At 57.3% G+C, this 23,007-nt stretch carries 19 protein-coding genes, 2 tRNA genes and 2 pseudogenes; all 23 read right to left on the minus strand.

Annotated elements, in window-relative coordinates; genetic code table 11:
• Positions 1-22 precede the first annotated feature (22 nt).
• Complete coding sequence (locus HMPREF9162_RS12730) at positions 23-418, minus strand: hypothetical protein (protein ID WP_254655361.1); 396 nt, start codon at positions 416-418, stop codon at positions 23-25.
• Positions 411-1,328 (minus strand): hypothetical protein, encoded by a 918-nt coding sequence (locus HMPREF9162_RS05620; RefSeq protein WP_009438748.1) that lies wholly within the window; start codon positions 1,326-1,328, stop codon positions 411-413. The genes HMPREF9162_RS12730 and HMPREF9162_RS05620 overlap by 8 nt, the downstream gene beginning before the upstream one ends.
• Positions 1,329-1,440: 112 nt before the next feature.
• A complete protein-coding gene (locus HMPREF9162_RS05625) occupies positions 1,441-2,085 on the minus strand; it encodes a hypothetical protein (protein ID WP_009438857.1) in 645 nt (214 codons plus the stop codon).
• A 92-nt stretch (positions 2,086-2,177) separates the two neighbouring features.
• Complete coding sequence (gene metA, locus HMPREF9162_RS05630) at positions 2,178-3,116, minus strand: homoserine O-succinyltransferase (protein ID WP_009350480.1); 939 nt, start codon at positions 3,114-3,116, stop codon at positions 2,178-2,180.
• Between the two features lie 38 nt (positions 3,117-3,154).
• A complete protein-coding gene (locus tag HMPREF9162_RS05635) occupies positions 3,155-4,039 on the minus strand; it encodes a hypothetical protein (protein WP_009438677.1) in 885 nt (294 codons plus the stop codon).
• A 29-nt stretch (positions 4,040-4,068) separates the two neighbouring features.
• Positions 4,069-4,920 (minus strand): histidinol-phosphatase, encoded by an 852-nt coding sequence (locus HMPREF9162_RS05640; RefSeq protein ID WP_009350478.1) that lies wholly within the window; start codon positions 4,918-4,920, stop codon positions 4,069-4,071.
• A gap of 8 nt (positions 4,921-4,928) precedes the next feature.
• Positions 4,929-5,735 carry a Cof-type HAD-IIB family hydrolase gene (locus HMPREF9162_RS05645; RefSeq protein WP_009438863.1) on the minus strand — a complete coding sequence of 269 codons (807 nt, stop codon included), beginning with the start codon at positions 5,733-5,735 and terminating at the stop codon, positions 4,929-4,931.
• Positions 5,736-5,937: 202 nt separating this feature from the next.
• On the minus strand, positions 5,938-6,099 hold the full coding sequence (locus tag HMPREF9162_RS05650) for a rubredoxin (protein WP_009350476.1): 162 nt from the start codon (positions 6,097-6,099) through the stop codon (positions 5,938-5,940).
• 139 nt (positions 6,100-6,238) lie between these two features.
• The gene (locus HMPREF9162_RS05655) at positions 6,239-7,006 is read right to left on the minus strand and encodes a helix-turn-helix domain-containing protein (protein ID WP_009438700.1); all 768 of its coding nucleotides are present in this window, start codon (positions 7,004-7,006) and stop codon (positions 6,239-6,241) included.
• Complete coding sequence (locus tag HMPREF9162_RS05660) at positions 6,999-8,702, minus strand: sensor histidine kinase (RefSeq protein WP_009438720.1); 1,704 nt, start codon at positions 8,700-8,702, stop codon at positions 6,999-7,001. The genes HMPREF9162_RS05655 and HMPREF9162_RS05660 overlap by 8 nt, the downstream gene beginning before the upstream one ends.
• Positions 8,703-8,889: 187 nt before the next feature.
• Positions 8,890-9,894, minus strand: coding sequence for an ABC transporter substrate-binding protein (locus HMPREF9162_RS05665; protein WP_009438855.1), 1,005 nt, complete (start codon positions 9,892-9,894; stop codon positions 8,890-8,892).
• Positions 9,895-10,024: 130 nt separating this feature from the next.
• Positions 10,025-11,851, minus strand: a complete 1,827-nt coding sequence (gene uvrC, locus HMPREF9162_RS05670) for an excinuclease ABC subunit UvrC (RefSeq protein WP_009438735.1) — start codon at positions 11,849-11,851, stop codon at positions 10,025-10,027.
• A 20-nt stretch (positions 11,852-11,871) separates the two neighbouring features.
• Positions 11,872-13,539 carry a 2-isopropylmalate synthase gene (locus tag HMPREF9162_RS05675; RefSeq protein WP_009438647.1) on the minus strand — a complete coding sequence of 556 codons (1,668 nt, stop codon included), beginning with the start codon at positions 13,537-13,539 and terminating at the stop codon, positions 11,872-11,874.
• Between the two features lie 115 nt (positions 13,540-13,654).
• Positions 13,655-14,583: pseudogene (locus HMPREF9162_RS05680) on the minus strand (DUF2156 domain-containing protein).
• 161 nt (positions 14,584-14,744) lie between these two features.
• Positions 14,745-14,820 (minus strand) — tRNA-Val (locus HMPREF9162_RS05685).
• A gap of 43 nt (positions 14,821-14,863) precedes the next feature.
• Positions 14,864-14,940 (minus strand) — tRNA-Val (locus HMPREF9162_RS05690).
• Between the two features lie 151 nt (positions 14,941-15,091).
• Positions 15,092-15,442 (minus strand): hypothetical protein, encoded by a 351-nt coding sequence (locus HMPREF9162_RS05695; protein WP_009438908.1) that lies wholly within the window; start codon positions 15,440-15,442, stop codon positions 15,092-15,094.
• A 62-nt stretch (positions 15,443-15,504) separates the two neighbouring features.
• Positions 15,505-17,570 (minus strand): annotated as a pseudogene (recG, locus tag HMPREF9162_RS05700) (ATP-dependent DNA helicase RecG).
• Between the two features lie 101 nt (positions 17,571-17,671).
• Positions 17,672-19,291, minus strand: coding sequence for a phosphoenolpyruvate carboxykinase (ATP) (pckA, locus tag HMPREF9162_RS05705; RefSeq protein WP_009438866.1), 1,620 nt, complete (start codon positions 19,289-19,291; stop codon positions 17,672-17,674).
• 122 nt (positions 19,292-19,413) lie between these two features.
• Positions 19,414-20,898 (minus strand): threonine synthase, encoded by a 1,485-nt coding sequence (gene thrC, locus HMPREF9162_RS05710; RefSeq protein ID WP_009438818.1) that lies wholly within the window; start codon positions 20,896-20,898, stop codon positions 19,414-19,416.
• Between the two features lie 70 nt (positions 20,899-20,968).
• Positions 20,969-21,454 carry a Cys-tRNA(Pro) deacylase gene (ybaK, locus tag HMPREF9162_RS05715; RefSeq protein WP_009350464.1) on the minus strand — a complete coding sequence of 162 codons (486 nt, stop codon included), beginning with the start codon at positions 21,452-21,454 and terminating at the stop codon, positions 20,969-20,971.
• A 152-nt stretch (positions 21,455-21,606) separates the two neighbouring features.
• Positions 21,607-22,449 (minus strand): Fic family protein, encoded by an 843-nt coding sequence (locus HMPREF9162_RS05720; protein WP_009438802.1) that lies wholly within the window; start codon positions 22,447-22,449, stop codon positions 21,607-21,609.
• 46 nt (positions 22,450-22,495) lie between these two features.
• Positions 22,496-23,005, minus strand: a complete 510-nt coding sequence (locus HMPREF9162_RS05725; protein WP_009438875.1) for a hypothetical protein — start codon at positions 23,003-23,005, stop codon at positions 22,496-22,498.
• Positions 23,006-23,007: the final 2 nt, after the last annotated feature.

The following is a 23,007-nucleotide window of genomic DNA, read 5'->3' on the forward strand; positions in this document are numbered from 1 at the left end:
CTGTACAACAGCGGGAACAGCATCATAGGAACGATTTTCCCGTACGGCACGCCACTCCTCTGCACCAAGCATTTCCTTGCCCGCATAGAGCTCCGGCAGTGCAGGACCCCCAAAATTCTGTGCCGCGGCGTCGATGTACGCGCGAACCTGCGCCGGAGAGGGTCTCCGGAACTGCCATTAGATCGTGCAGACTGTCCGTCGATGCGGCAATGCACTGATTCAGCGCAGCGATCTCCACAGCGGAGAGCAGCGGCGTATCGCCGTCTGCACGCTCCCAATAGAGTGGATCTGCTGCGGCGCCCCCAATCGGCAGGGCGGCATTTGCTGCTCCCGTGTCTCCAAACACCAAAATCCCCGCAATCCCCATACCGATGAGCAGTCGCACCGCATATTGCCGCGGGAAAAGCCCTCTACGCATGTGACACTTCAGGAGATTCCTGCCGCAACTCACTCAGCCCCCATGCGAAGAATGCCTCCATGCCGACAAATGCGAATTCGTTGTCCGAAACCGCCTCGCCAAACTCCTCCATCGTACCAATGGCAAAGGATCCGGCATGACGCCCCGGCGCACGACGCGGCAGGTCGCCGGCGAGCCCGCGTTCAAAGAATGCGGCGGTATCGGAGTTCGTTGCGCTGAGCTCCTTTAGGAAGTTGCGCGCCATCTTCATTTTACCGAGACGGTAGAAGAGCATGGCGAGCGGGAGGTACATCATTGCGACTCCCTCTTCATAGCGCTGATAGAGCTCAATCGCGGGGTCTCCATCCTCAATCGTTGCATAGATAAACATGAGACGATAGCGCCGTCCCAGATCATCATGCTCCGAAAGCCGCATCATCTCTTCGCATTCCTTCGCCGCCAGGCGCAGCTTGCGTGCCTCGCACAGGGCATCGAGATAGGAGAGACGGAGGAACATATAGGGCTTAGTCGCGGTCAGAGACCAGAATTTACCGATATTTTTCTCAGCAAAGAGCCCCTCCGCCCTCAGCCGTGCCGTCGCCGCACGCGCGAGATCCTCGTAAAGATGCACGCGGTCGTCCGCGTTCTTGGCGAGGTATTCGACCTCCATGCACGCCGCCGTGATGTTGTTCGGCTCCATGCGCAGGACGCGCTTGACGATGCGGTAGCGTTCCTCGCCTGTCTTTTTCCGCGCCCGGGCAATCAATTCGTCGGCAGTGATGCTGTTCACCTCGCGTGGCAGATTTGGATTCTCGCGCAGACGCCGACTGAGCTCGGAGACGATCTCCGTCATGCGTTCCACACTGATATTACCGCCTTCCGCCTTCACCTTTCGGCTCAGTTCCAGCTGCATCCATTCCTTGTCTGTCATGCGGTCTACCTTCCTTCGCAGTATTCTTCCTCCGGTTATTATACCTTGTTTCTGCAGAAAAAGCTATAAAAAAAGACGCCGCTCGAAAAAGCCCGGAGCAGCGTTCTATCCGCTATTTTTTCTTATTTTTCTTGGCTTTTTTCTCCTTCTTCACGTGCTTTTCTCGGGTCTTTTCGTCACTCGCAACGGATTTTTCTTTTTTCGATGCGAGCGCCGCGCGATCTGCGTCGGATAAAATCCCGCGCGAGCGGTGAATCAGCTCTTCCTGATGCTCTGCCGCATACGCGATGATGGCATCAAAGAATTTTTTTTCGACGTCTTTATCCGAGAGAGAGGAGAGCTTGAACTCCTTCGTATTCTCTTCGCGGGAGAGCGTCCCCCAATTGCTGTCGAGATCCTCGTGTGCAGTGACATGAACGACGCCTGCACGCAGGTCGATGAGGAGGTATTCCGCCGCACCCGTGAGGTCGCCGTAGCCTGAGAGCGGGAGCATCCGCCAGCGGCGCTTCGAGACGACATCCTGTATCTGGATGTTGTCGTAGATGCGCAGGGTCGGTACGACGAGCTTTGTGAGATCAATATAGCCGTGCGCGTCCGCAGCGTACTGGATCTGCTCCTTGTTGAAATAATATCCCTGCCTTGCGGTGGACTGCACCCACTGATAGATGTTCTTGGGGATTTCCTCCGCTGCTGCGGGGCGGACACCCATGAGAAAAACGGCGCCCGCAACGAGTGCCGCACCCCATATTTTTTGCACGCAAATCGCTCCTATCGAATCATTATCATTTTCTATATGATATGGGAAAAAGCTGAATTTTTACTGAACACACGCGACTGCGCCGCAAAAAGTCAAATGCTCCAGTCGTCCGCGGCGTTGTCGAGACTGTCGAGTTCGTACGGTGTCCCCTGATAGACGTAGTAGTTCAGCCAGTTCGCAAAGAGCAGATGCGCGACGCTTCGCCAGCGCACAACGGGCAACCGGTTCGGGTCATCGTCCGGATAGTAGTTCAGCGGAATATCCGGAGTCATACCCGCTGCGAGATCGCGGTCATACTCTGCCTTCAGCGTCAGCGGATCATACTCGGCATGCCCGGTGATGAAGAACTGGCGGCGGCGCAGATTCGCGATGATATAGACGCCCGCATCGCCCTCCGAGAGGATTGTCAGCTCCGGGATGCGTTCAATGTCCTCTCTGCGCGTCTCGGTGTGCCGCGAGTGCGGCACATAAAAGGCGTCGTCGAATCCGCGCAGGAGGCTCTCATGCTGCACGCAGATCCGGTGCTCGTAGACACCGAAGATCTTTTTATCCATCCAGTATTTCGGGATGCCATAATGATAGTACAGCCCCGCCTGTGCTCCCCAGCAGATGTGAAAGGTGGAGTAGGCATGTTTGCGGCTCCACTGCATGATTTCTGCTACCTCGTCCCAGTACGCGACGCGCTCGAACTCCATCTGCTCGACGGGTGCCCCCGTAATGATGAACCCGTCGTATTTTTTATGCCGCACCTCGGCGAATGTGCCGTAGAACTCTGTAAGATAGTCGCGCGAGGTGTGTGAAGGGATATAGGACTCCGTATAGATGAAGTCGACCTCAACCTGCAGCGGTGTATTGCCAAGGAGCCGCAGAAGCTGTGTCTCCGTCACGTCCTTGATGGGCATGAGGTTCAGAATGAGGATCCGCAGAGGGCGGATGTCCTGACTGTATGCACGCGCGGCGTTCATGACGAAGATATTCTCGCCCTCAAGCACGTTTGTCGCAGGTAAATTATTCGGTATCTTAATCGGCATACTGCAATCGTTTCCCTTTCCCGTGTTGTGGGAGTGCGTTAGTCAATCCGGTAGCGGTTCACCCACGTGCTGTACCCGTCGGCAAATGCACGCAGGCGCATGAGTCCACGCTCCTCGGGCGTGCTCTTTGCAATCATACGGTAGGCTCCCTCATAGGCGTCGTCGAGCTCCTGCCACCCTTCGCCGGGCGACCAGAAACGACCGCTGATGATACGCTCCGTTCCCTGCGGCAGATTCACCGCACGTTTGTCAAATTTGATCTCGATGATATTCCCCTGTTTGTCCTCCACCTCTGTCCATGCCCAAAAGATAAGGTTGTCCTTCTCTCGGCGCATGGTCGACATGTCCGCCGTCACGTGGGTCTTGATCCCCGCAGGATTTTCATCTGACCAAAGTGTGATCCAGCGGTCGTCCGCACGCATCCGGTCAAGCTCGCCCTGCCGGAACACGGTGTCGATGATGGCGGCGTAGAACTCCTCGTCAAACTGCTGGGAGTTCATCTCCTTTTCCCTGCCCTCACCTTTCGACCATAGTACGTTGCCCGCGGCATCGTAGAACGTCTCGCTAATGTACTGCAGGATGCGGTTCTGCGGGTAGACACGCACGCGTGCGACGGCGTAAGAGAGTTTACCCGGATCCTTGATCACATGCGCGATATTGTAGTTGCGAATCGTCTCCTCTGCCCCCGCGTAGCTGAACGAGGTCTTGATCTCCGCCTCGATCTCGGTTGCGACCGCAGTCTTGGAGCGTTTCTTCGTCACACTCGCGACGGTGCGTACCGAGGCGGGTGCGTAAAACTTCGAATATTTATCGTTCGAACTGAGCCATATCCACGGATCTTTGTCCGCGGCAAGCGCGGCGGGACTCTGCATGAAAAGAACGAAAACTGCCGCGAGCAACCCGAGCAAATATTTTGTCCTCATGTTCATAACTCCTCTCTGCACAGAAAAATCTATACGAGCGGCACAAGCTCCCTCCCGCGCGCGCCTGTAAAACGAATCTGATCGGTATAGCCAAAGGAGCGTGCATACTGCACGGCCTCCTCGTTGTAACGCCCGCAGTCGGCGGGCTGATGCGCATCCGACGTCGTGATGACGGGCAGATCATATGCCCGCGCCGCGCGCATAAAATCCGGATACGGGGAAAATTCCTGCACCGGATAACGATAGTACGTCCCCGTGTTCAGGTCGACAATCATATCAGCCCTGCGCATTGCCTCCGCTGCGCGCATGAGGTACGGCGTCACGTCGAAGTCCGGAAAATGTTTGTAAAGCCTGATGTTAAACGGATGCCCGAGTGCATCGTAGAGCCCCGCCGCCGCGAGATGCTCCACTTCGACCGTATACTGTTCGTAAATGTCCCGAAGGTCGTGACGCGGCCACTCCTCGACAAGAGCCCCCGTATCATACGCCCACCCGCCAAGGAAATGCACCGATCCGATGATATAATCGAACGGATAGGCGCGAAGGATCTTTGCGACCGCTTCTTGATTTTGAAAATTGCAGACCTCGATGCCCGCGAGCACCCTGTGTTTCTTCTTTAATTTCTCGATGAAGGAAAAATATTCGTCAAGTGTATATTTGAACTTATTCGTCCGCAGCCATTTTTTCTGAAAGCTGCCGACGAAGCTGTCATCTAAGATAAGGTCGTCGTAGTAAAGCTGCTCGAACTCGGGAAAGGTATGTGAGTGCTCGGAGAACCCGATCTCTGCGATGCCGCGCTCCGCCGCTGCTTGGAAGAATCCCTCCGCATAGTCCTCGTTGTAGGAGCCGTATTCGAGATGCATATGGTAGTCAAATCGCATGGCACACCTCAGTCGTAGTCGCCCGCGAGAATGCGCTCACAGATCGCCGTCACACCGTGCGCGCTGTTGCTCGGTGCGGTATAACGAGCACGTGCCTTCACGGATGGCAGCGCGTTCTCCATCGCAAAGCTGTGCGTCACAGCGTCCATCAGCTCGAGATCATTCTCATAGTCGCCGAACGCCGCGCACTCTTCGGGAGCAATGCCGAGCGCCTCTTGGATGTGCCGCGCCGCCGCGCCCTTACTGACGCCGCAATTGTAGAGATCGACCCACTCGCGGCTCGAGAGCGAAACTTGGAGCCGCCCCTCGTAGGCGAGCATCTGCGGGAGGATCGTCGTCTCCGCGTTGCCCGTAAGGTCGCAGAAGGACATTTTGATGGGCTCATCATCCACTGCAGCAAAAGACTCGACGAATTCTGCCTTTGTGACGAATTGATTGAGATGCGTACAAAAGGACGGCACCGCCTCTTTTCTCAGCACATAACCATGTTTTTTCCCGCATAACACAGAGTACGCCGCCGGGTTCTCCGCTCCTGTCTGCAAAACACTGAGGGCGAGTGCACGATCTACGGGGCTCGCAAAGAGCTCCCGACCGCCGCGGTCAACGACCATCGTCCCGTTCTCCGCGACGAAGATCATCTCCTCCTGCCACGGTGCAAACGTCCGGCGCAGCGACGCATACTGCCGTCCCGAGGCGGGCGCAAAGATGATGCCACGCTCCCGCAGCCGCAGGTACAGATCGCCGAACTCCTCCGGCAGCCGCCCGTTCTCGTCCAGCAGCGTCCCGTCCATATCCGAAAAGATCAGCCGTATCATCGCCTCGCCCCTTTTCTTGTATACAATGTGACTATTATAACAAACATTTAGATTGCAATCAATTAAGAGGTGTTAAGAGTCATAGGAGTTTTGTTGTGTAACAATAGATGTGAGACCAAGGAGGTATACAAAAGCGACCCATTCTCTCACAATAAAAAAGCCCCGCAAACGCGGGACTCGTTTTTTGTGTACCGTCCGAAATTCACTCCTGCTGCTCAAACAGAGTCTTATCCACGCCGCAGAGCGGGCAGACAAAATCCTCCGGCAGATCTTCAAACGCCACACCTGCGGCGAGATCGTAGTCGGGATCTCCGGCGGCCTCGTCATAGATCCAGCCGCAAACTGTACAAACCCATGTCTTCATTGAAAACCCTCCTATATAAATATAATACACAGTCGTAAATATGTGATACGGGATATAAAACTCATATAGAGTTATTATCCAATAACAATTATTATATTACAACATTTTTCCGGTTTTGACTAGAGGGTAAGAAGATTTTTTACGAAATTTTTTCGCTGCGGTATTCCGTCGGTTTGAGACCTGTATGTTTTTGAAAGATCTTGCTGAAATAACGCGTGTCCTGATAGCCGCACGCCGCGGCGATAACGTAGATCTTCTCGTCGCTCTCGCGCAGCATTTTCCCCGCGCGGTACAGGCGGCACTCCGTGAGATACGCGCTGAAGGACGTGCCGCAGCGCGCAAAGAGTTTGTGCAGATAGCTGACGCTGATGCCGAGCTCCTCGGCGACCTCGCGCACCGTGATGGAGTGCTCCATATGCTCCTCCATGTAACGGACGGCATGGAGCAGATAACCACGCACGGGTTCCTCCTGTGGGATACGGATGGTCGGCCGGCCGTCCCTCTCCTCCTGCGGCTCCTCCGCGCGGGCGCGGCGCCGATAGATGCGCTCCGCCCCCTCTTTCATGGCGGCGGCAAGTTCCTCGTCGTCGAGGGGTTTCAGCAGATAGGCGCAGACGCCGAGCGCGATCGCCTGCTGCGCGAACTCGAACTCTCCGTAGCCGGAGAGAATAATGTACTCCGCGTCGATTTCATTGCGGAGCTGTTCGATGACCTCAAGGCCCGAGATGCCCGGCATTTTGATATCCACAATGAGAACGTCGGGACGCAGCCGGCGCGCAAGGAGAATCCCCTCCATGCCGCTGCCGGTATCGCCGACGACCTCGGCGTCAAAGTCCGTCCACGGCGTCATGCGCACAATGCCCTGCCGCTGCAGCGGCTCATCGTCAATGATGAGTACCTTAATCATAATGGGGAGCCTCCTCCCATGCTTTCAGTGTCAGCACGACTTCGGTGTCCTCTCCTTCCTTACTGTGAAGCTCAATGCCGCAGTGCGCATCGCCGTTGAGTGCGGCACGCATGTGCACATTGTAGAGACCAAAATGATTATCATCCCTGTGCCGCATGATCTCCCGGCATCGCTCAGGCGGGATTCCCTGCCCGTTATCCGCGACGCGGAAGACCAAATAACCTTCCGTCCTCCCCCCGACAATCGCAATGCTGCCGCCGCGCTCAAGCCCCTCAAGTCCGTGCTGAATCGCATTTTCCACGAGCGGCTGCAAAATGAGCTTCGGCACATAACATTTATAGATCCCGGAATCCACGCGCACCGTGACGTTCAGGCGCCCCTCAAAGCGCCGCTGCTGAATCTTCAAATAGGTGCGCAGAAACATGAGCTCGTCTGCCACCGTGACGAACTCCTTCATATTGACAGAAGCGCGCAGGAGTTTCCCTAGCTGCACTGCGGTGTCGGCGGCTCCCTCGCTGTCGCCGAGCTTTGCGCTCCACTTAATGAGGTTGAGCGTATTGTAGATAAAATGCGGACGCATCATCTCCGTCAGAGATTTGACCTGCGCGATGCGCAGCGTGCGCTCGCGCGCGCGGTTCTCCGCAAGGAGCGTCCGGACATGTTCGATGAGTCCGTTAAAGGTGAGCGCGAGCTCGCCGATCTCGTCACCGCGCCGGATGTCAACCTGCACGGAGAAATCATCCTCATACCGCACGCGGCGCATCGCGGTCGCAAGCGTGTGCAACGGCTGCCAAAGTTTGCGGCTCAGACGGTAGGACAGATACGCCGTGATGCAGAGCGCAACGGCGTCCACGATGACGATGAGACGAAGCAAATAGTCAAGCGGCGCAGGATCATTGTACTGTCGCAGATAAATATGGAACGAGGTCTCCTGCGACGTATACATATAGTCGCGCACAGCGGGCTCCGCCGTCTCCTGCACCTCATCCGAGGAGCGCAGCGGCGAAAATCCCTCGCTGCGGTAGTCCTGCATGTTCAGCATGACATATTGATAGCGATCCGTTAAAATGATGCGCCCCTCGCGCCCCTCCTGCACGCGCTGTATGAGCGGCACGAGCGCTTCCCGCTTGATGTCGATGACGGCAAAACCGAGCAGTTCGTCTCCACGGCGAATCGCGCGCGCGAGCGAAAAGACCACCTCGCTGCGGTCGGCGGCGTATTTATCCGCCGCCGACGCCACCCAATCGCGCGACCGGCTCGCCTGACCGAGCAGCCCCCAGTCGAGATTTTCCGGCAGTGCATAGGCGCGCGGCACATCGTCCGTGGCGATGACCTGCCGTCCGTCGGCGGAGAGCAGATAGAGGGCGGCTTCCCCCGCATGCCCCGCAAGGATCGCATAGAGACTGCCGTAGATCTCCTCCACGTTCTCCCGCGACCCGCGCAGGAAGGCGATAGTTTCGCCCCCGACGAGCAGAGGATTCATCAGGCGTTCGTAATTGTTCACGAGCGTATCGATCTCCTGCGAGATGCGCTGCACCTCGGCGCGTCCGCTCTTCGCCTGCATATTCTCATATACCTCGCCCGCCGCGTAGAGAATCATCGCCGAGGCAAGAAGGAGCGGCAGGAGTCCGCCGAGCATCAGATAGACGAGAAGCTGTTTCCGGTAACTGAACTCGGGCGATTTCATAACACTCATAGTCCTATCCTTCTGCACGCGGGCAACGAATACGAAAAAAACCGCATTCAATGTCTTAACATACAGAATAAAGATAAACTCGGATAATGTCAAGTGTAAATTACTATAAAATTGGAAAAACCGCCACAAAATGTGACGGTCTTGGAAGGGGAAAATATGGGAATGGGGGGATGGGGGAAATGGGGATTTATTTGATAATCGCCGCGCGCCACTTGCTTAGGAACTCGTCCCGAAAGGAAAGGGCACGCTGCGTATCAAATCGTGTAAATTGGATCTCCGCAAGAGGTCGAAGATTCTCGGGCGCCGGTATATCGGCGCGTGTCGAGCGGCGGTCATACTGCGCGAAGCGCTCATGAACCTCCTTGCTCATGACGAAATTAAGAAATTTTTTGGCATTTTCCATGTGTTTTGCATTCCGAATGATGGCAATGCCGCCCGAGGAGATCTGTGTCCCCTCTTTCGGATAGACAATCTTCACATGTGCGCCCGCGTCAATACAGCGCATGACCGCAGCTTCAAAGGTTGCGGTAACGGCGTACTCGCCGTCGGTAACCGCCTTCATCTGCGCGGCGGAACCGGCGGCAATTTTACCGTCTAAATGTTCGGCAAGCCGCCCGATCACGGACGCATCGCCGAGCACATTGGTCATGGTAAACAGCAGCGCATAGACGGAACTCGTTTTCGCCGGATCCGCGAGCGCGATGCGTCCGCGAAATTTGGGATCGAGGAGATCCCGCCAGCCCTGCGGCGCATCCGCTTCGCTGACCAGATCCGTATTGTACGCCAATACGAAGGGATCCATCGTCACACTGTAAAAAACATTGTCCGCCCGCACAAAATGCGGATCGATCGCCGTTTTTTCAGGGGAGTCATACGGCTCTAAACAAGGTGTAAGCGCCGCGTAGGCGTCCGCAGCTCCGCCCCATAGGACGTCGCCGCGCGGGTCTTCCTTCTCTGTGCGTACGCGCGCCATCAGCTCTCCCGAGCCGCCGGCGATGAGTTTCACTCGGATTCCGGTTTCTTCCTGAAATTCTTTTGCAATGGGTGCCGTCCAGTCCTCCGTATTGCAGTTATAGACAACGACGGTATTATCATCCGTCTCGAATTGCTGCTTGGAACTGCCGCAGTCTGTCAGTGTTGTTGCCAATACGATTAGGACACATGCAGTCAAAACGCGAGAAAAGATGTTCACCGTACGACACCTCCTTTATGTAAGAGTGTCGTCAATTCAAATCTTTTTGATTATTCTATAATAATCTGAACTGCTTCACAATGGTTCAGATCGTCATTTTAGTGGGATAATCCTATCATTTATCGTTCTATCATTTTCCGCGCAGATTCCGCTGTACTTCGAAGAAATGATAGACCGCTTCGGCCGCAGGACGATTCATTCCGCGCACGGAAACGAGCTCGTCCACGCTTGCTGCCTTCATCTTTTCAATCGTTCCAAAGTGCTCGCGCAGCGCCTGCCTCCGCTTCGGTCCGACGCCGACGATATGATCCAATACGGAGACGAGGTTGCGTTTGCCGCGCAGATTGCGGTGATAGGTGATCGCAAATCGGTGTGCTTCGTCTCGAATGCGCTGGACGAGATAGAGCGCGTCGCTGCGGCGCGGGAGTTCGACCGGTTCCGATTCGCCTTCCACAAAAATCAGCTCGAACTGCTTCGCGAGTCCGACCACGGGAACGGCGCTGTGCCCCGCCGCGCCGCGGATGATCTCGAGCGCGGAGGAGAGCTGCCCCTTGCCGCCGTCGATGATGATGAGGTCGGGCAGTTCCTCGGCGGGCAGACCGACATAGCGGCGCGTCGTCACCTCGCGCATGGAGAGGAAGTCGTCGGGCTTTCCTTCCGCGCTGCGGATCTTAAAGCGGCGATAATCCGATTTCTTCGGCATACCGCCCTCAAAGACGACCATCGAGGCGACGGTCTCCTGCCCTTGGTTGTGCGAGATGTCAAAGCACTCCATGCGGTACGGAGCTTTTTTCAGCCCGAGATAGCGCCCGAGTTCTTCAACCGCCCCCATATTCTGCTCATCCGCAAGCGCGCGGCGCGTCTCCTCATCGGCGAGGAACTTCCGGGCGTTCCCCGTCGCCATGACGACGATGTCGCGCTTTGTGCCGCGCTGCGGCGTGAGGAGTGCGACCCTGCCGCCGCCCTTTTTGTCCGCGAGCCAGCGCTCGATGACCGCGCGCTCCGCCGCGCCGATGTCAAGCGGCAGGAGAACCTCGCGCGGCACGAACGTCGCGGCGTTGTAATACTGCTCGAGAAAGGCGCGCAGAACGTCCTCGTCGCGCTCCTCGTCGCTCCCGCGCAGGAGGAAGTGTTCGCGCCCGATCATCTTGCCGCCGCGGATGAAGAAGATCTGCACGCAGACGCCCGCCCCCGCGCGCGCCATGCCCACGGCATCCTGATCGCCGGCGCCCGTGACGATATTCTGCCGCTCTGCCGCCTTGCGCACGGAGACGAGTTGATCCCGCAGGCGCGCCGCCGTTTCAAAATGATAGGCTTCAGCGGCAAGCTGCATCCGCTGCTCAAGCTCGCGCTCCACGTCGTCCGTCCGCCCCTCAAGGAAGAGCAGCACGGCGCGGATCATCGCCGCATAGTCCTCTTTCGTCACCTTGTCCACGCAGGGCGCGAGACACCGCTTGATGTGGTATTCGAGACAGGGACGCTCGGGCATCTTGCGGCAGGTGCGCAGAGGAAAAAGACGCTTCAGGAGTTTGAGGCTGTCCCGGAGCGCCGTCACGTTCGTATAAGGGCCGAAGTAGCGCGCCCCGTCGCGCAGCACGCGCCGCGTGATAAAGACGCGCGGGAAATCCTCCTGCATCGTCACCTTGACATAGGGGTAGCTCTTGTCGTCCTTCAGGCGAATATTGTACCGCGGGCGATGTTTTTTGATGAGGTTTGCTTCGAGGATGAGCGATTCGACCTCGTTCGCCGTCATGATGGTCTCGAAATCGGCGACGTGAGAGACCATCGCGCGCACCTTCGGCGCTTGGTTTCGGCTGCTCTGAAAGTACTGCCGCACGCGGTTTTTGAGGACGATCGCCTTGCCGACATAGATGATCTTGCCGCGCTCGTCCTTCATGATGTAGACCCCCGGCGTGTCCGGGAGGAGTTTTAACTTTTCGGCGACTATATCCGTCATCGCATCAATGCCTCAATGCCTCAATGCCCCGCTTTCATGCGGTTGACGGCAGAAAAGAGTGCAAGCACGGACGAGGTGATAATGTCGGTGTCGAGTCCGACGCCCCAATGCACCTTGCCGTCCGCTCCCGTGATGCTGATGTAGGAAATCGCGCGCGAGTTTTGCCCGATCTCAAGAGCGTGCTCGCTGTAGGTGAGGTTCGTGTAGGACAGTTCGAGATTCTGCTGAAGCGCGTTTGAGATCGCGTCGAGACGGCCGTTGCCGCGCGCCTCATAGGTGCGCTCCTCACCGTCCACCTTCAGATGCACATCGCCGACACGCGTGCCGTCGGGCAGTTTTTTCAACAGGAAATCCACCAGTTCATAGGGGAATGGGAGGTTGACGTAGGTGTCCGCAAAGACTTTGTAGATCTCGTCGGGCTGCAGCTCCTTGTGCCTGTTGTCAGAAGCGGATTTGACGCGGTAGCCGAAGTCCTCGCGCATCTGTTTCGGCATGACGACGCCGTACTGCTGCTCCATGATGTAGGCGACACCGCCCTTGCCGGACTGACTGTTGATGCGGATGACGTCGCCGTCGTAGGTGCGCCCGACGTCCTTGGGATCGATGTAGAGGTACGGCAGCGACCATTTTTCGGGTTTCTGCTCCTCCCAATGCTTCATCCCCTTGGCGATCGCATCCTGATGCGAGCCGGAGAACGCGGCAAAGACGAGCGATCCCGCGTACGGCTGCCGCGGACTCACCTGCATCCGCGTGACCCGCTCGTAGACCTCGACGAGATGCGGCAGATTGGAAAAATCGAGCTGCGGGTCGACGCCGAGCGCGCACATATTCATCGCGACCGTGATGATGTCCACGTTGCCCGTGCGCTCGCCGTTGCCGAAGAGCGTCCCCTCGAGCCGATCCGCGCCCGCGAGCAGTCCCATCTCCGCGTCCGCCACGCCGCAGCCGCGGTCGTTGTGCGGGTGCAGGGAGAGCACAACGGCGTCGCGGTACTTGAGATGCGCCCCCACATAGGCGACCTGCATCCCGTAGACGTGCGGCATCGACATCTGCACAGTCACGGGCAAATTGATGATCGCCTTGCGCTCGGGTGTGGGCTGCCAGACGTCGAGCACAGCGTTGCAGACCTCGAGCGCATACTCCGGTTCCGTCCCCGTGAAGCTCTCGGGCGAGTACTCGAAGCGATAGTTCGCGCCCGCTTCCTCCGTCAGCTTTTTGAGGAGTTCCGCCCCCTCGACCGCGATCTCCAAAATCTCTTCTTTTGACTTTTGAAAGACCTGTTCGCGCTGTGCGACGGAGGTCGAATTGTAGACATGAACAATGGCGTTCTTCACGCCGCGCAGCGCGTCGAACGTCCTGCGGATGATGTGCTCGCGCGCCTGCGTGAGCACCTGCACTGTCACGTCGTCCGGGATGAGATCGTCCTCCACAAGGCGGCGCAGGAACTCATACTCCGTCTCGGACGCCGCCGGGAAGCCGACCTCGATTTCCTTGAATCCCACGCGCACGAGGAGGTTGAAGAAGGCGAGCTTTTCGTCAAGGCTCATCGGGATCATCAGCGACTGGTTGCCGTCGCGCAGATCGACGCTGCACCACACGGGCGCGTGATCGGGCGCATCCTTCTTCAGCCAGTCGAGCGAAATCTCGGGCGGCATATAGTATCCCTTGGCGTATTTCGTGTAATTCATGACGAATCCCCCCGTCCATGCATCATAGAACAGAATAACAGAAAAGCCCCGCGCCGCTAATCGGGGCGAAGGGCTTTGCCTGCATTCTCCTAGCGTTGTGCTATCTTATCACATCTCATAACGCTTTGCAATCGTTTGAGCGCAGCGTCGCGTTGAACTTTTCGATCAGCTTCTCCGGCTTGTACGATTCCTTTGCCTTGCGCAGTCCCTCAATGCCCATATCCTCCTCGCGGTTGATGTAGGTCATGCCGCTCCACGCGTACTCCACAAATCCCTGATTGATCGCCGGATATGCGCCGCGCACCTCGGGATCTGCCTTTTCCACATGGATGACCGCCGTGTCGGTGTTGAGCTGTTCGCCGAAGGTAAAGGCGACCACGCGCCCGTCCATCAGGATCGCGCCGCCCTTCAGACCGAAGTCCTCGAAGTTATTCAGCACCTCGAGAATCGCCGTGCGCTCGTAGCCGATGAACGGATCGACCGTGCCGTCGTCCTGCCGGTGCTGCTTGTACCAGCTGTTCAGCTCCAGCTTGCACTGCGTCACGATCTCGTCCGTGATGGGGCGGAACTCCGCCTCGGGATGTTCCTTGCGGAATGCGTTCAAATGATTCTTCTTCGAGTGCATCTTGCGCCCCGCGAGCGTGATGAGCTTTTCCGCGAGATACACATAGTCGTAGTTGTCGCGGTCCGCCACGACCTCGAGCGAGGCGCAGTCGCAGCTCTTCAAAAAGTCCGCATAGCCGCGCTCCATATCGTAGATGTGAAACGGCTGCCCGATCTCCTCGAAATACGCAAGTATTTTTTCGTTGCAGCCCGGTAGAGCGCGGGATCGCAGAACGGCTGGAGCGCCGCGACCTTGCCCTTCCACTCGCTCGTCACATAGAGAACGTCGTCCTCCTCCGTGATCTGCACGCGGAACGGCTCGCGCCACATATAGAGATTTGTAAAGTTAAAATGCGAGTTTTCATAGTAGTTCGCACGAAAATATCGATCCAGCAGCGGCTTGTCTTCCTTTGTCAACGCATGAAATTCGATTTCCCTCACCCTCCCGCAGGCATTCGAAAAAGTTCTCCTAACGATTACCATTATAGCAAAGCCGTCAAGTCCCGTATATTTTTTCAGAAGGACAGGCTCATAGTTTTATCATCACAGCAACAAAAAAAGGTCTCCCACATCCGCAGAAAACCTTCTTAGAATATCCTAGATGGTGCTCACTGAGGGATTCGAACCCCCGACCCCCTCCATGTGACGGAGATGCTCTACCAACTGAGCTAAGTGAGCAACGAATAAAAAATCCGCAAATTTGCGGACAGATGTAACAAAATGGTGGGGTTAACAAGATTCGAACTTGTGACCTCCTCGATGTCAACGAGACACTCTAACCAACTGAGCTATAACCCCGAGTATCGTTTATTGCCAAACGACGAGATGAATTATAACAGATGGTATATTAGCCTGTCAAGCCCAAATCGGCGAAAAATTCCACCTTTGGTATCGGATTACGATAACCATATACTAGAGGTCTGCCTCCGCACGTCAGCGTCTTCTTTTTCTACGAAACATCTATGCCATTGTCGGATGCGAGCTTGCGGATGATGAGCTCCGGCAGCTCCGCAATCTTTGCAACCTTGTCGGGCGGCATCCCATCGCGCAGGAGATTGAGTGCGGCATAAATGATGCCTTGTTTACGCCCGCGGAACTCACCTTCGGAGATCCCCTCCTGCTTGGCCTCCGCTTTTCCTGCGGCGCTGCCCGCCGCATAGCCGTCGGTCCACGCGTGTTTCATATCCGCGATATAGCCCTGCTCGAACGCCGCAAACAATTCGTTTTTCCGACTTTGCAGCGCCGCACGAATGGCTTCCTCTGCCTGCAGCCAGCCCGGAGCCTGTTCCTTGTTGCTCATGATGCTTTCCTCCCCTTGATGATATTTCTATCTTACACCATCTGAACGCACTAATACAATGCCTATATTTGCCAAATATGATCGAATTGTCCGCGGTACTGCCGGCGGATGGCGGGCAGGACAAAGGCGAGCGCGGCGGGATCGTCGAGTGTGCGGAGCGCCGCCTTGCGCGCGAGCAGCAGGAGATCCATGTCGGCGAGGACGTCGGCGATCTTCAGATCCCCGAGTCCGTGCTGCATCGCCCCAAAGAACTGCCCGGGGCCGCGCAGGCGCAGATCCTCCTCGGCGAGACGGAATCCGTCGCTCGTCTGCTCAATGACTTTCAGCCGCTCCGCCTGCGCCGCGCTCGCCCCCGCGATGAGGATGCAGTACGACGCGTATGCGCCGCGCCCCACGCGCCCGCGCAGCTGATGGAGCTGTGCCAGCCCGAACCGCTCCGCGTGCTCGACGACGAGGATGCTCGCGTTCGGCACGTTGACGCCGACCTCAATGACGGTCGTCGATACGAGGAGCTTGATCCGATCTTCGTAAAAATCCCGCATGACCGCGTCCTTGTCCGCCGCCTTCATCCGCCCGTGCAGAAGCCCGCAGCGAATCCCGCGGAACACGCCGCGCGAAAGCTCGTCGTAAACTTCCTCCGCCGACGGCAGATCGTTCTCCTCGCTCGCTTCGATGCGCGGACAGACGACGTATGCCTGCCGCCCGCTCTCAATCTCCTTACGCACAAACGCATAGATCTTTGCCCGCGCCGCGTCCGTGCGCAGGAACGTGCGGATTGCGCGGCGTCCGGGCGGCAGATGCTCGATGCGCGAGACGTCGAGATCGCCGTAGACCGTGAGCGTCATCGTGCGCGGGATCGGCGTCGCCGTCATGACGAGGACGTCCGGCGTCACCTCGCTCTTTTTTCAAGCGCGGATCGCTGCGCGACGCCAAAGCGGTGCTGCTCGTCCGTAACGACAAGTCCGAGCGCGGCAAAGGCGACATGATCCTCAATCAGCGCGTGCGTGCCGACGACAATATCGACCTCATGTGCCGCAAGAGCCGCGTCCGTCTCCGTCCGCGCCTTCTTCGCGAGCCGCCCCGAGAGGAACGCGACGCGGATGCCGAGCGGCGTCAAGAGTTCTTGGAGGTAATCATAATGCTGCCGCGCAAGGATCTCGGTCGGCGCCATGAACGCCCCCTGCCGGCCGCTCTCCACCGTCTTGACGAGCGCGAGCAGAGCGATCGCCGTTTTGCCCGAGCCGACATCCCCCTGCACGAGGCGGCGCATCGGCAGCGGCGACTCCATATCGCGCGCGACCTCCCGCCACACCGTCTGTTGATCCTCCGTCAGCGTAAACGGCAGAGCCTCCAGCACTGCGGCAACACGCGCGCCGTTTTCCCGGTGGGCGATCCCGCGCTGCGATTCCACACTGCGCTTTTTAAGCGCGAGCAGTCCGCATTGGATGAGGTAGAGTTCTTCAAAGGCAAGACGCCGGCGTGCGGCGCTCAGCTCCTCCGCGCGCTTTGGAAAATGAATCCGGCGAAAGGCATCCGCCCGCCCGACGAGACCGTATTCCGTGAGCACGGCGTCGGGCAGCGTCTCCGTCAGCTCCGCCGCCGTCTCGCGCAGTGCGTATTCCATCATTTGCCGCAATTGCTTTTGCGTCAGCCCCTCGGTCGCCGCATAGATCGGCAAAATGCCGAGCCGAGACGCCGGCGACTCCTCCGCACCGAGAAATTCGAGCGCGGTGATCTGCGTGAGGGCGAGCTGTCCGCCGCCCCCATAGGCATAGTCCGCCTTGCCGCTGAGGAAGATGCGCCGCCCTTCGCGCAGCTTGCTCTTCAGAAAGCGTTGATTGAACCACACCGCCTGTGCGCAGCCCGTCCCGTCGCCGACGAGCGCTGTCAGCACCGTAAAGCCGCGCCGCCGCGTCGGTCGCTCCACGACCGTATGAATGACGCCCACGATCGTCGCGCGCGTCCCGGGGCGCAGGTCGGCGATCCGCGTGATCCGGCTTTGATCCTCGTAGGCGCGCGGATAGTAGGTCAGGAGGTCGGAGACCGTCTCGATGCCGAGACGACGCAGCGCCGCCGCCTTTTGGATTCCCACGCCGCGCACCTTATTGATGCCGTCCTCTAAATTCATACGCCTCCCCCTTCCGTTCATGTTACGAAAAAGAGACTGCCGCACGGCAGCGTCATACGCACCTGTGCGGCAGCCCCTGCGCCGATGGATGTCAGCGACGATTAGAGTTTCGGTCCCGCCGCGACGAGACTCTGCCCCTCTTCATTGCCCTCGTATTTCTTGAAATTCTTGATAAAGCGTTCGGCGAGATCCTTTGCCTTTTCCTCCCACTCGACGCGGCTCGCGTAAGTGTCACGCGGATCGAGGATCTTCGGATCGACCCCCGGCAGCTCCGTCGGCACCTCAAAGTCGAAATACGGAATCTTCTTCGTCGGCGCACTGTCGATCGCGCCGTTCTGGATCGCATGGATGATGCCGCGCGTATCCTGAATCGAGATGCGCTTGCCCGTACCGTTCCAGCCCGTGTTGACGAGGAACGCCTTCGAGCCGTGCTCCTCCATCTTGCGCACGAGCTCATCCGCGTATTTCGTCGGATGCAGCTCAAGGAACGCCTGACCAAAGCACGCGGAGAACGTCGGCGTCGGCTCCGTGATGCCGCGTTCCGTGCCCGCAAGTTTCGACGTGAAGCCCGAGAGGAAGTAATACTTCGTCTGCTCCGGCGTCAGGATCGAGACCGGCGGCAGCACGCCGAATGCGTCCGCCGAGAGGAAGATTACATGCTTTGCGTGCGGACCCGATGATTTATCACGAACATGCCCCTTGACGATGTGCTCAATATGATGAATGGGATAGGAAACGCGTGTATTCTCCGTGACGGACTTATCCGCAAAATCCACATGCCCCGCGAGATCGACCGTGACGTTCTCGAGCAGCGCGTTGCGCTTAATCGCCCCATAGATGTCCGGCTCCGCTTCGGGGTCGAGGTTGATGACCTTCGCGTAGCAGCCGCCTTCGTAGTTGAACACGCCCTCGTCGTCCCAGCCGTGCTCGTCGTCGCCGATGAGCAGACGCTCGTGGTCGGTCGAGAGCGTCGTCTTGCCCGTGCCGGAGAGGCCGAAGAACAGCGTCGTGTTCTCGCCCTGTTTGTCCGTGTTCGCCGAGCAATGCATGGACGCGATGCCCTTCAAGGGGAGGTAGTAGTTCATCATCGAGAACATGCCCTTTTTCATCTCGCCGCCGTACCACGTGTTGACGATGATCTGCTCCCGGCTCGTCAGGTTGAACATGACCGCCGTCTCGGAGTTCAGCCCGAGGTCGCCGAAATGCATCACGCGCGCCTTTGCCGCATTGTAGACGATAAAGTCCGGCTTGAACTCCTTCAGCTCCTCCTCCGTCGGGCGGATGAACATATTCGTCACGAAATGCGCCTGCCAAGGCACCTCCATGATGAAACGCACCGCCATGCGCGTGTTCTTGTTCGCGCCGCAGAACGCGTCGACCACGAAGAGGCGCTTGTTGCACAGCTCGCGGATCGCGATCTCGCGCACGGCGTTCCAAGCCTTTTGCGTCGCGCGGTGATTGTCGTTCTTGTACTCGGGCGACGTCCACCAAACCGTGTCATGCGATGTCTCGTCGTCCACAATGTATTTATCCTTCGGCGAACGTCCCGTGTAGATGCCCGTCATCACGTTGACGGCGTCGCCCATCTCCGTGACCTGCCCGCGCTCATATCCCTCGAGATCGGGACGCAGCTCTTCGCGGAAAAGCTGGTCGTAACTCGCGTTGTGAACAACCTCGGTCGTGCCTGTAATGCCATATTGTGTGAGATCAATCGTTGCCATGACACTCTACCTCTTTCTCCAAAAAGATTGGAATAGATAATGACTCGTACATGTTAGAAAATTCTTCATATACGTAAAAAATCCTTCTTTGGCAGATAAAGTTTTTATTGATAGAACGGTTTTCAGTGTGTCTCTTTGGCAAATGCGAGCACAGCCGCGCGCATTCCGTCCCGGTCACAGACATCCGTGTGACGCACGGGTTTTTCGCGCAGCCCCGTCAGTCCCGCGGGGATCGCCATGCCGCTGACGTCATGCAGGCGTGACATCTGCGCGAAGGGGTCGTCCTCCGCCTCTGCTCCGAGAGCTTCGAGGACGCTCACGCCGAATTTATACGGGCTTGCCGTCGAGAGCACGACCATGGGGCGCGCGTCCCCCGTTGCGCGCCGATAATTCTCCGCCGCGCGGTAGGCGACCGCGGTATGAGGATCGAGCGTGTACTTTGTCCGCTCGTAGACGGCGCGGATCTCCGCCCGCGTCGCGTCGTCGTCCGCAAATGCCGCCCAAAAATGTTCGCGCAGCTGCGGCAGGAGGACGCTCGCGTCGTACCTGCCCGTCTCCGTCAGTTCCCGCATCCACGCGGCAACCTGCGCCGTATCTCCCGTCAGATGATAGAGCAGCCGCTCGAGATTGCTCGAGACAAGGATATCCATCGACGGCGAGATGGTCTGATAAAATTCCCGCCGGCGGTCGTAGACGCCGCTCTGCAAGAAGTCTGTGAGCACGTTGTTCGCATTCGACGCACAGACGAGCCGCCTGACGGGCAGTCCCATGCGCTTTGCATAAAAGCCGGCGAGAATGTCGCCGAAATTCCCCGTCGGCACGGTATAGTTGACCGCATCGCCGAGGCGGATGCGCCCCTCGGCAAGGAGATCGGCATACGAGCTGAAGTAGTAGACGATCTGCGGCACAAGGCGTCCCCAGTTGATCGAGTTCGCCGAGGAGAGGCGCGTATGCGACACCGCCAGCTCCTTCTGCGCCGCGGCGTCGCCGAAGATCTCCTTTACGCCGCGCTGCGCATCGTCAAAGTTGCCGCGCACGGCGACCACCTTAACATTCCCTCCTTCCTGCGTCACCATTTGGAGACGCTGCACGGGGCTGACGCCGCCGTCCGGATAGAATACCATCATCCGAATGCCGGGTGCATCCGCAAATCCTTCGAGTGCCGCCTTCCCTGTATCGCCGGAGGTCGCAACGAGGATGAGGATCGTATCGCGCGCGCCCATTTTCTCACGCGCCGCGCTCATGAGCTGCGGCAGGAGTTGGAGCGCCATATCCTTGAACGCGCTCGTCGGTCCGTGCCAAAGCTCGAGCACCGAGAGACCGCCGACCGCACGCACGGGCGTCCGGCGCGCATCGTCAAACGTGTGCCCATAGGCGCGCCGCACACATTCTGCCAGCTCTTCCTCCGTATAATCCGTGAGAAAGGGGCGCAGGATGCGAACTGCGCGCTCCTCATAGGAGAGTGGCACGAGCGCTTCGATGTCCGCGAGACTGACCTGTGGGAACGCTGCGGGGAGAAAGAGTCCGCCGTCCGCGGCGAGTCCCCTGAGAATCGCCGCGGCAGAGGAGACGCGTTCCGCCGCGCCGCGTGTGCTGAAATAATCCATGTATACATCCTTTCGCTCAGGCGTTGGCATTCATCTGTGCTATAATAGTGTAATGCGTAAAGGCATATCGCTAGCGCGCGATTTTGACGGTCACGGCATCCGCTGCGCGGACGAGATCGCCGGGTGCAAGCTCGATCTGCTCGCCGCGCCGCCCCGCGCTGATGCAGATGCGTTCGTGCGCGAGCGCGCTCTCGTCGAGATAGACGGGATAGGCTTTTTTCGCACCGAGCGGCGAACATCCGCCGCGCACATAGCCGGTCAGGTCAAACACCTCTTTGAGATGCACCATCTCGGCGCGCTTATTGCCCGAGGCGGCGGCAGCCGCCTTGAGGTCGAGTTCGCCGCTGCCCGGAACCACCGCCATGAAGATCCCCGTCCGATCTCCGCGTACAACGAGCGTCTTGTAGAGCCGCTCGAGCGGGATGCCCGTCACCTCAGCCACATGCACCGCCGAGAGATCGCTCTCGTCCACCGGATACGTCAGCAGTTCATAGGAGATGCCGCACCGGTCGAGGATGCGCGCGGCATTCGTCTTTTGAATTTTCTTTTTTGCCACGATTATTCACCGCATTAAATTATAGCACAATCGTATTTTTTTATCATTACATTTCTCCCCTTATATTTCAAGGCTGTTTATTCTTTCCATTCTCCTCATTCTCCCTATTCTACGTCTTTTTTCGTTTTTTGGGGGTCAATTTGGGGTCATATTTAACGTCCACGGTCTTCATTTTTCGAGATATGGCGTACCATATTGGGGCTTCTTTTACGACGCTCCGACGGCGTATTCGATAAATCTCTTTCGCGTTTGTGCATCGAATACATGGACAGGAACGCGTCTAGTTCTTTATCCATGTTTTGATACAGCAATGTTTTGAACGGCTTTAGTTCTCTGTGCAGCGAATATTCTTCCAATGCTGCGAAATATCGCTCTCTGTTTTTTAGCTTGATAGAGGTCGGCGGGTAGCCATTCGCCATGAGATGATAGTTCATCACAAGGCGTGCCGTCCGTCCGTTCCCATCTTGAAACGGGTGAATCCGTACAAGGTCGGCGTGCAGCCATGCCGCTTTTTCAATCTCATCCGGAAACACACGTTGCTCCATGTTGTATGCGTAATTTCCCATCTCATCACGTATTTTCACCGGGTTCGGCGGTACATGCTGCGCGCCACGGATATACACAGGGATACTGCGATACATCCCGCCAACGCCGCGCACGGGTACGACGTGCTCATGAATGTCACGAATGATATTCTCCGAAAGGGGTGTTCCGTTTTTTACGCATTCCTTGACAAATTCCCATGCGCTCGCATGACCACGGACTTCATCCAATTCTTTTAAGGAGATTTCGGCAGGAGTGATCCGATCCGTTAAAATCATTTTGGTCTGGATTAGTGTCAAGGTGTTGCCTTCAATTGATGTGGAATCATGGGTAAACTCTACCATGAAGTTCTCTTCGTGATCTTCTCTCTCAAAGGTACTCAGACGAGGGACGATCGCACGATACTCTGCCGCTTTCTTTTCGAGCGTATCAAGATCCAGTGTTGTTTCCATATCTTTCACCTTTCAGGGCTATTTATTCTATTTATACGCTGTCTGTTTATCGATAGTAAAAATGCAGAAACATATCTATGATAAACAGTATTTGTATGAGGTATGCGGATATTTGGATTGCGTTCAGCTGCGGTACTTGTGTTTTGAGGTATTTTTTCTGCCACTGTTGCGCGTCAAGTCCCATCCGTTCATAGTTTTTCGCTGCGATTGCAAAGAGCGCTTTGCAGTCTGTCTCCATGTTGTGACAAAGTTCTGCTCTCACCTGCTGTAAGGCAGCGGTCTCTTCCGCAAGCGCTGCGGTGACGGTCTTTAGTTCGGCGCGACATGCTTCTAGCTGCGTGCGCTCTCGATATGCCGTTTCCGATTCCGTTTTGATGGTCTCGATAACGGTTGTTGCATAATGCAGCATGTCGTGAAGTTCTGCGAGCACTTTGTCGTTCTCCGGGGATGATTCTCCGGATACGTCGGCGGCATTTTCCTCCGGCGCGGTCGCTTCGTCCTCCGCCGGCTCTTCTGCGGCTTCGTAGGATGCTTCGTATTCTTCAATATCGTCCATTA

Origin of the sequence: Selenomonas sp. oral taxon 137 str. F0430 (genome assembly GCF_000183625.1) — a bacterium.
Taxonomy (GTDB): Bacteria; Bacillota; Negativicutes; order Selenomonadales; family Selenomonadaceae; genus Centipeda; species Centipeda artemidis.

What these genes read in the sequence shown, in the direction of transcription:
- HMPREF9162_RS12730 (WP_254655361.1), bottom strand. Translation starts at nt 418, where the DNA reads ATGCGTAGAGGGCTTTTCCCGCGGCAATATGCGGTGCGACTGCTCATC.
- HMPREF9162_RS05620 (WP_009438748.1), bottom strand. Translation starts at nt 1,328, where the DNA reads ATGACAGACAAGGAATGGATGCAGCTGGAACTGAGCCGAAAGGTGAAG.
- metA (WP_009350480.1), bottom strand. Translation starts at nt 3,116, where the DNA reads ATGCCGATTAAGATACCGAATAATTTACCTGCGACAAACGTGCTTGAG.
- HMPREF9162_RS05635 (WP_009438677.1), bottom strand. Translation starts at nt 4,039, where the DNA reads ATGAGGACAAAATATTTGCTCGGGTTGCTCGCGGCAGTTTTCGTTCTT.
- HMPREF9162_RS05640 (WP_009350478.1), bottom strand. Translation starts at nt 4,920, where the DNA reads ATGCGATTTGACTACCATATGCATCTCGAATACGGCTCCTACAACGAG.
- HMPREF9162_RS05645 (WP_009438863.1), bottom strand. Translation starts at nt 5,735, where the DNA reads ATGATACGGCTGATCTTTTCGGATATGGACGGGACGCTGCTGGACGAG.
- HMPREF9162_RS05650 (WP_009350476.1), bottom strand. Translation starts at nt 6,099, where the DNA reads ATGAAGACATGGGTTTGTACAGTTTGCGGCTGGATCTATGACGAGGCC.
- HMPREF9162_RS05655 (WP_009438700.1), bottom strand. Translation starts at nt 7,006, where the DNA reads ATGATTAAGGTACTCATCATTGACGATGAGCCGCTGCAGCGGCAGGGC.
- HMPREF9162_RS05660 (WP_009438720.1), bottom strand. Translation starts at nt 8,702, where the DNA reads ATGAGTGTTATGAAATCGCCCGAGTTCAGTTACCGGAAACAGCTTCTC.
- uvrC (WP_009438735.1), bottom strand. Translation starts at nt 11,851, where the DNA reads ATGACGGATATAGTCGCCGAAAAGTTAAAACTCCTCCCGGACACGCCG.
- HMPREF9162_RS05675 (WP_009438647.1), bottom strand. Translation starts at nt 13,539, where the DNA reads ATGAATTACACGAAATACGCCAAGGGATACTATATGCCGCCCGAGATT.
- HMPREF9162_RS05695 (WP_009438908.1), bottom strand. Translation starts at nt 15,442, where the DNA reads ATGAGCAACAAGGAACAGGCTCCGGGCTGGCTGCAGGCAGAGGAAGCC.
- pckA (WP_009438866.1), bottom strand. Translation starts at nt 19,291, where the DNA reads ATGGCAACGATTGATCTCACACAATATGGCATTACAGGCACGACCGAG.
- thrC (WP_009438818.1), bottom strand. Translation starts at nt 20,898, where the DNA reads ATGGATTATTTCAGCACACGCGGCGCGGCGGAACGCGTCTCCTCTGCC.
- HMPREF9162_RS05720 (WP_009438802.1), bottom strand. Translation starts at nt 22,449, where the DNA reads ATGGAAACAACACTGGATCTTGATACGCTCGAAAAGAAAGCGGCAGAG.
- HMPREF9162_RS05725 (WP_009438875.1), bottom strand. Translation starts at nt 23,005, where the DNA reads ATGGACGATATTGAAGAATACGAAGCATCCTACGAAGCCGCAGAAGAG.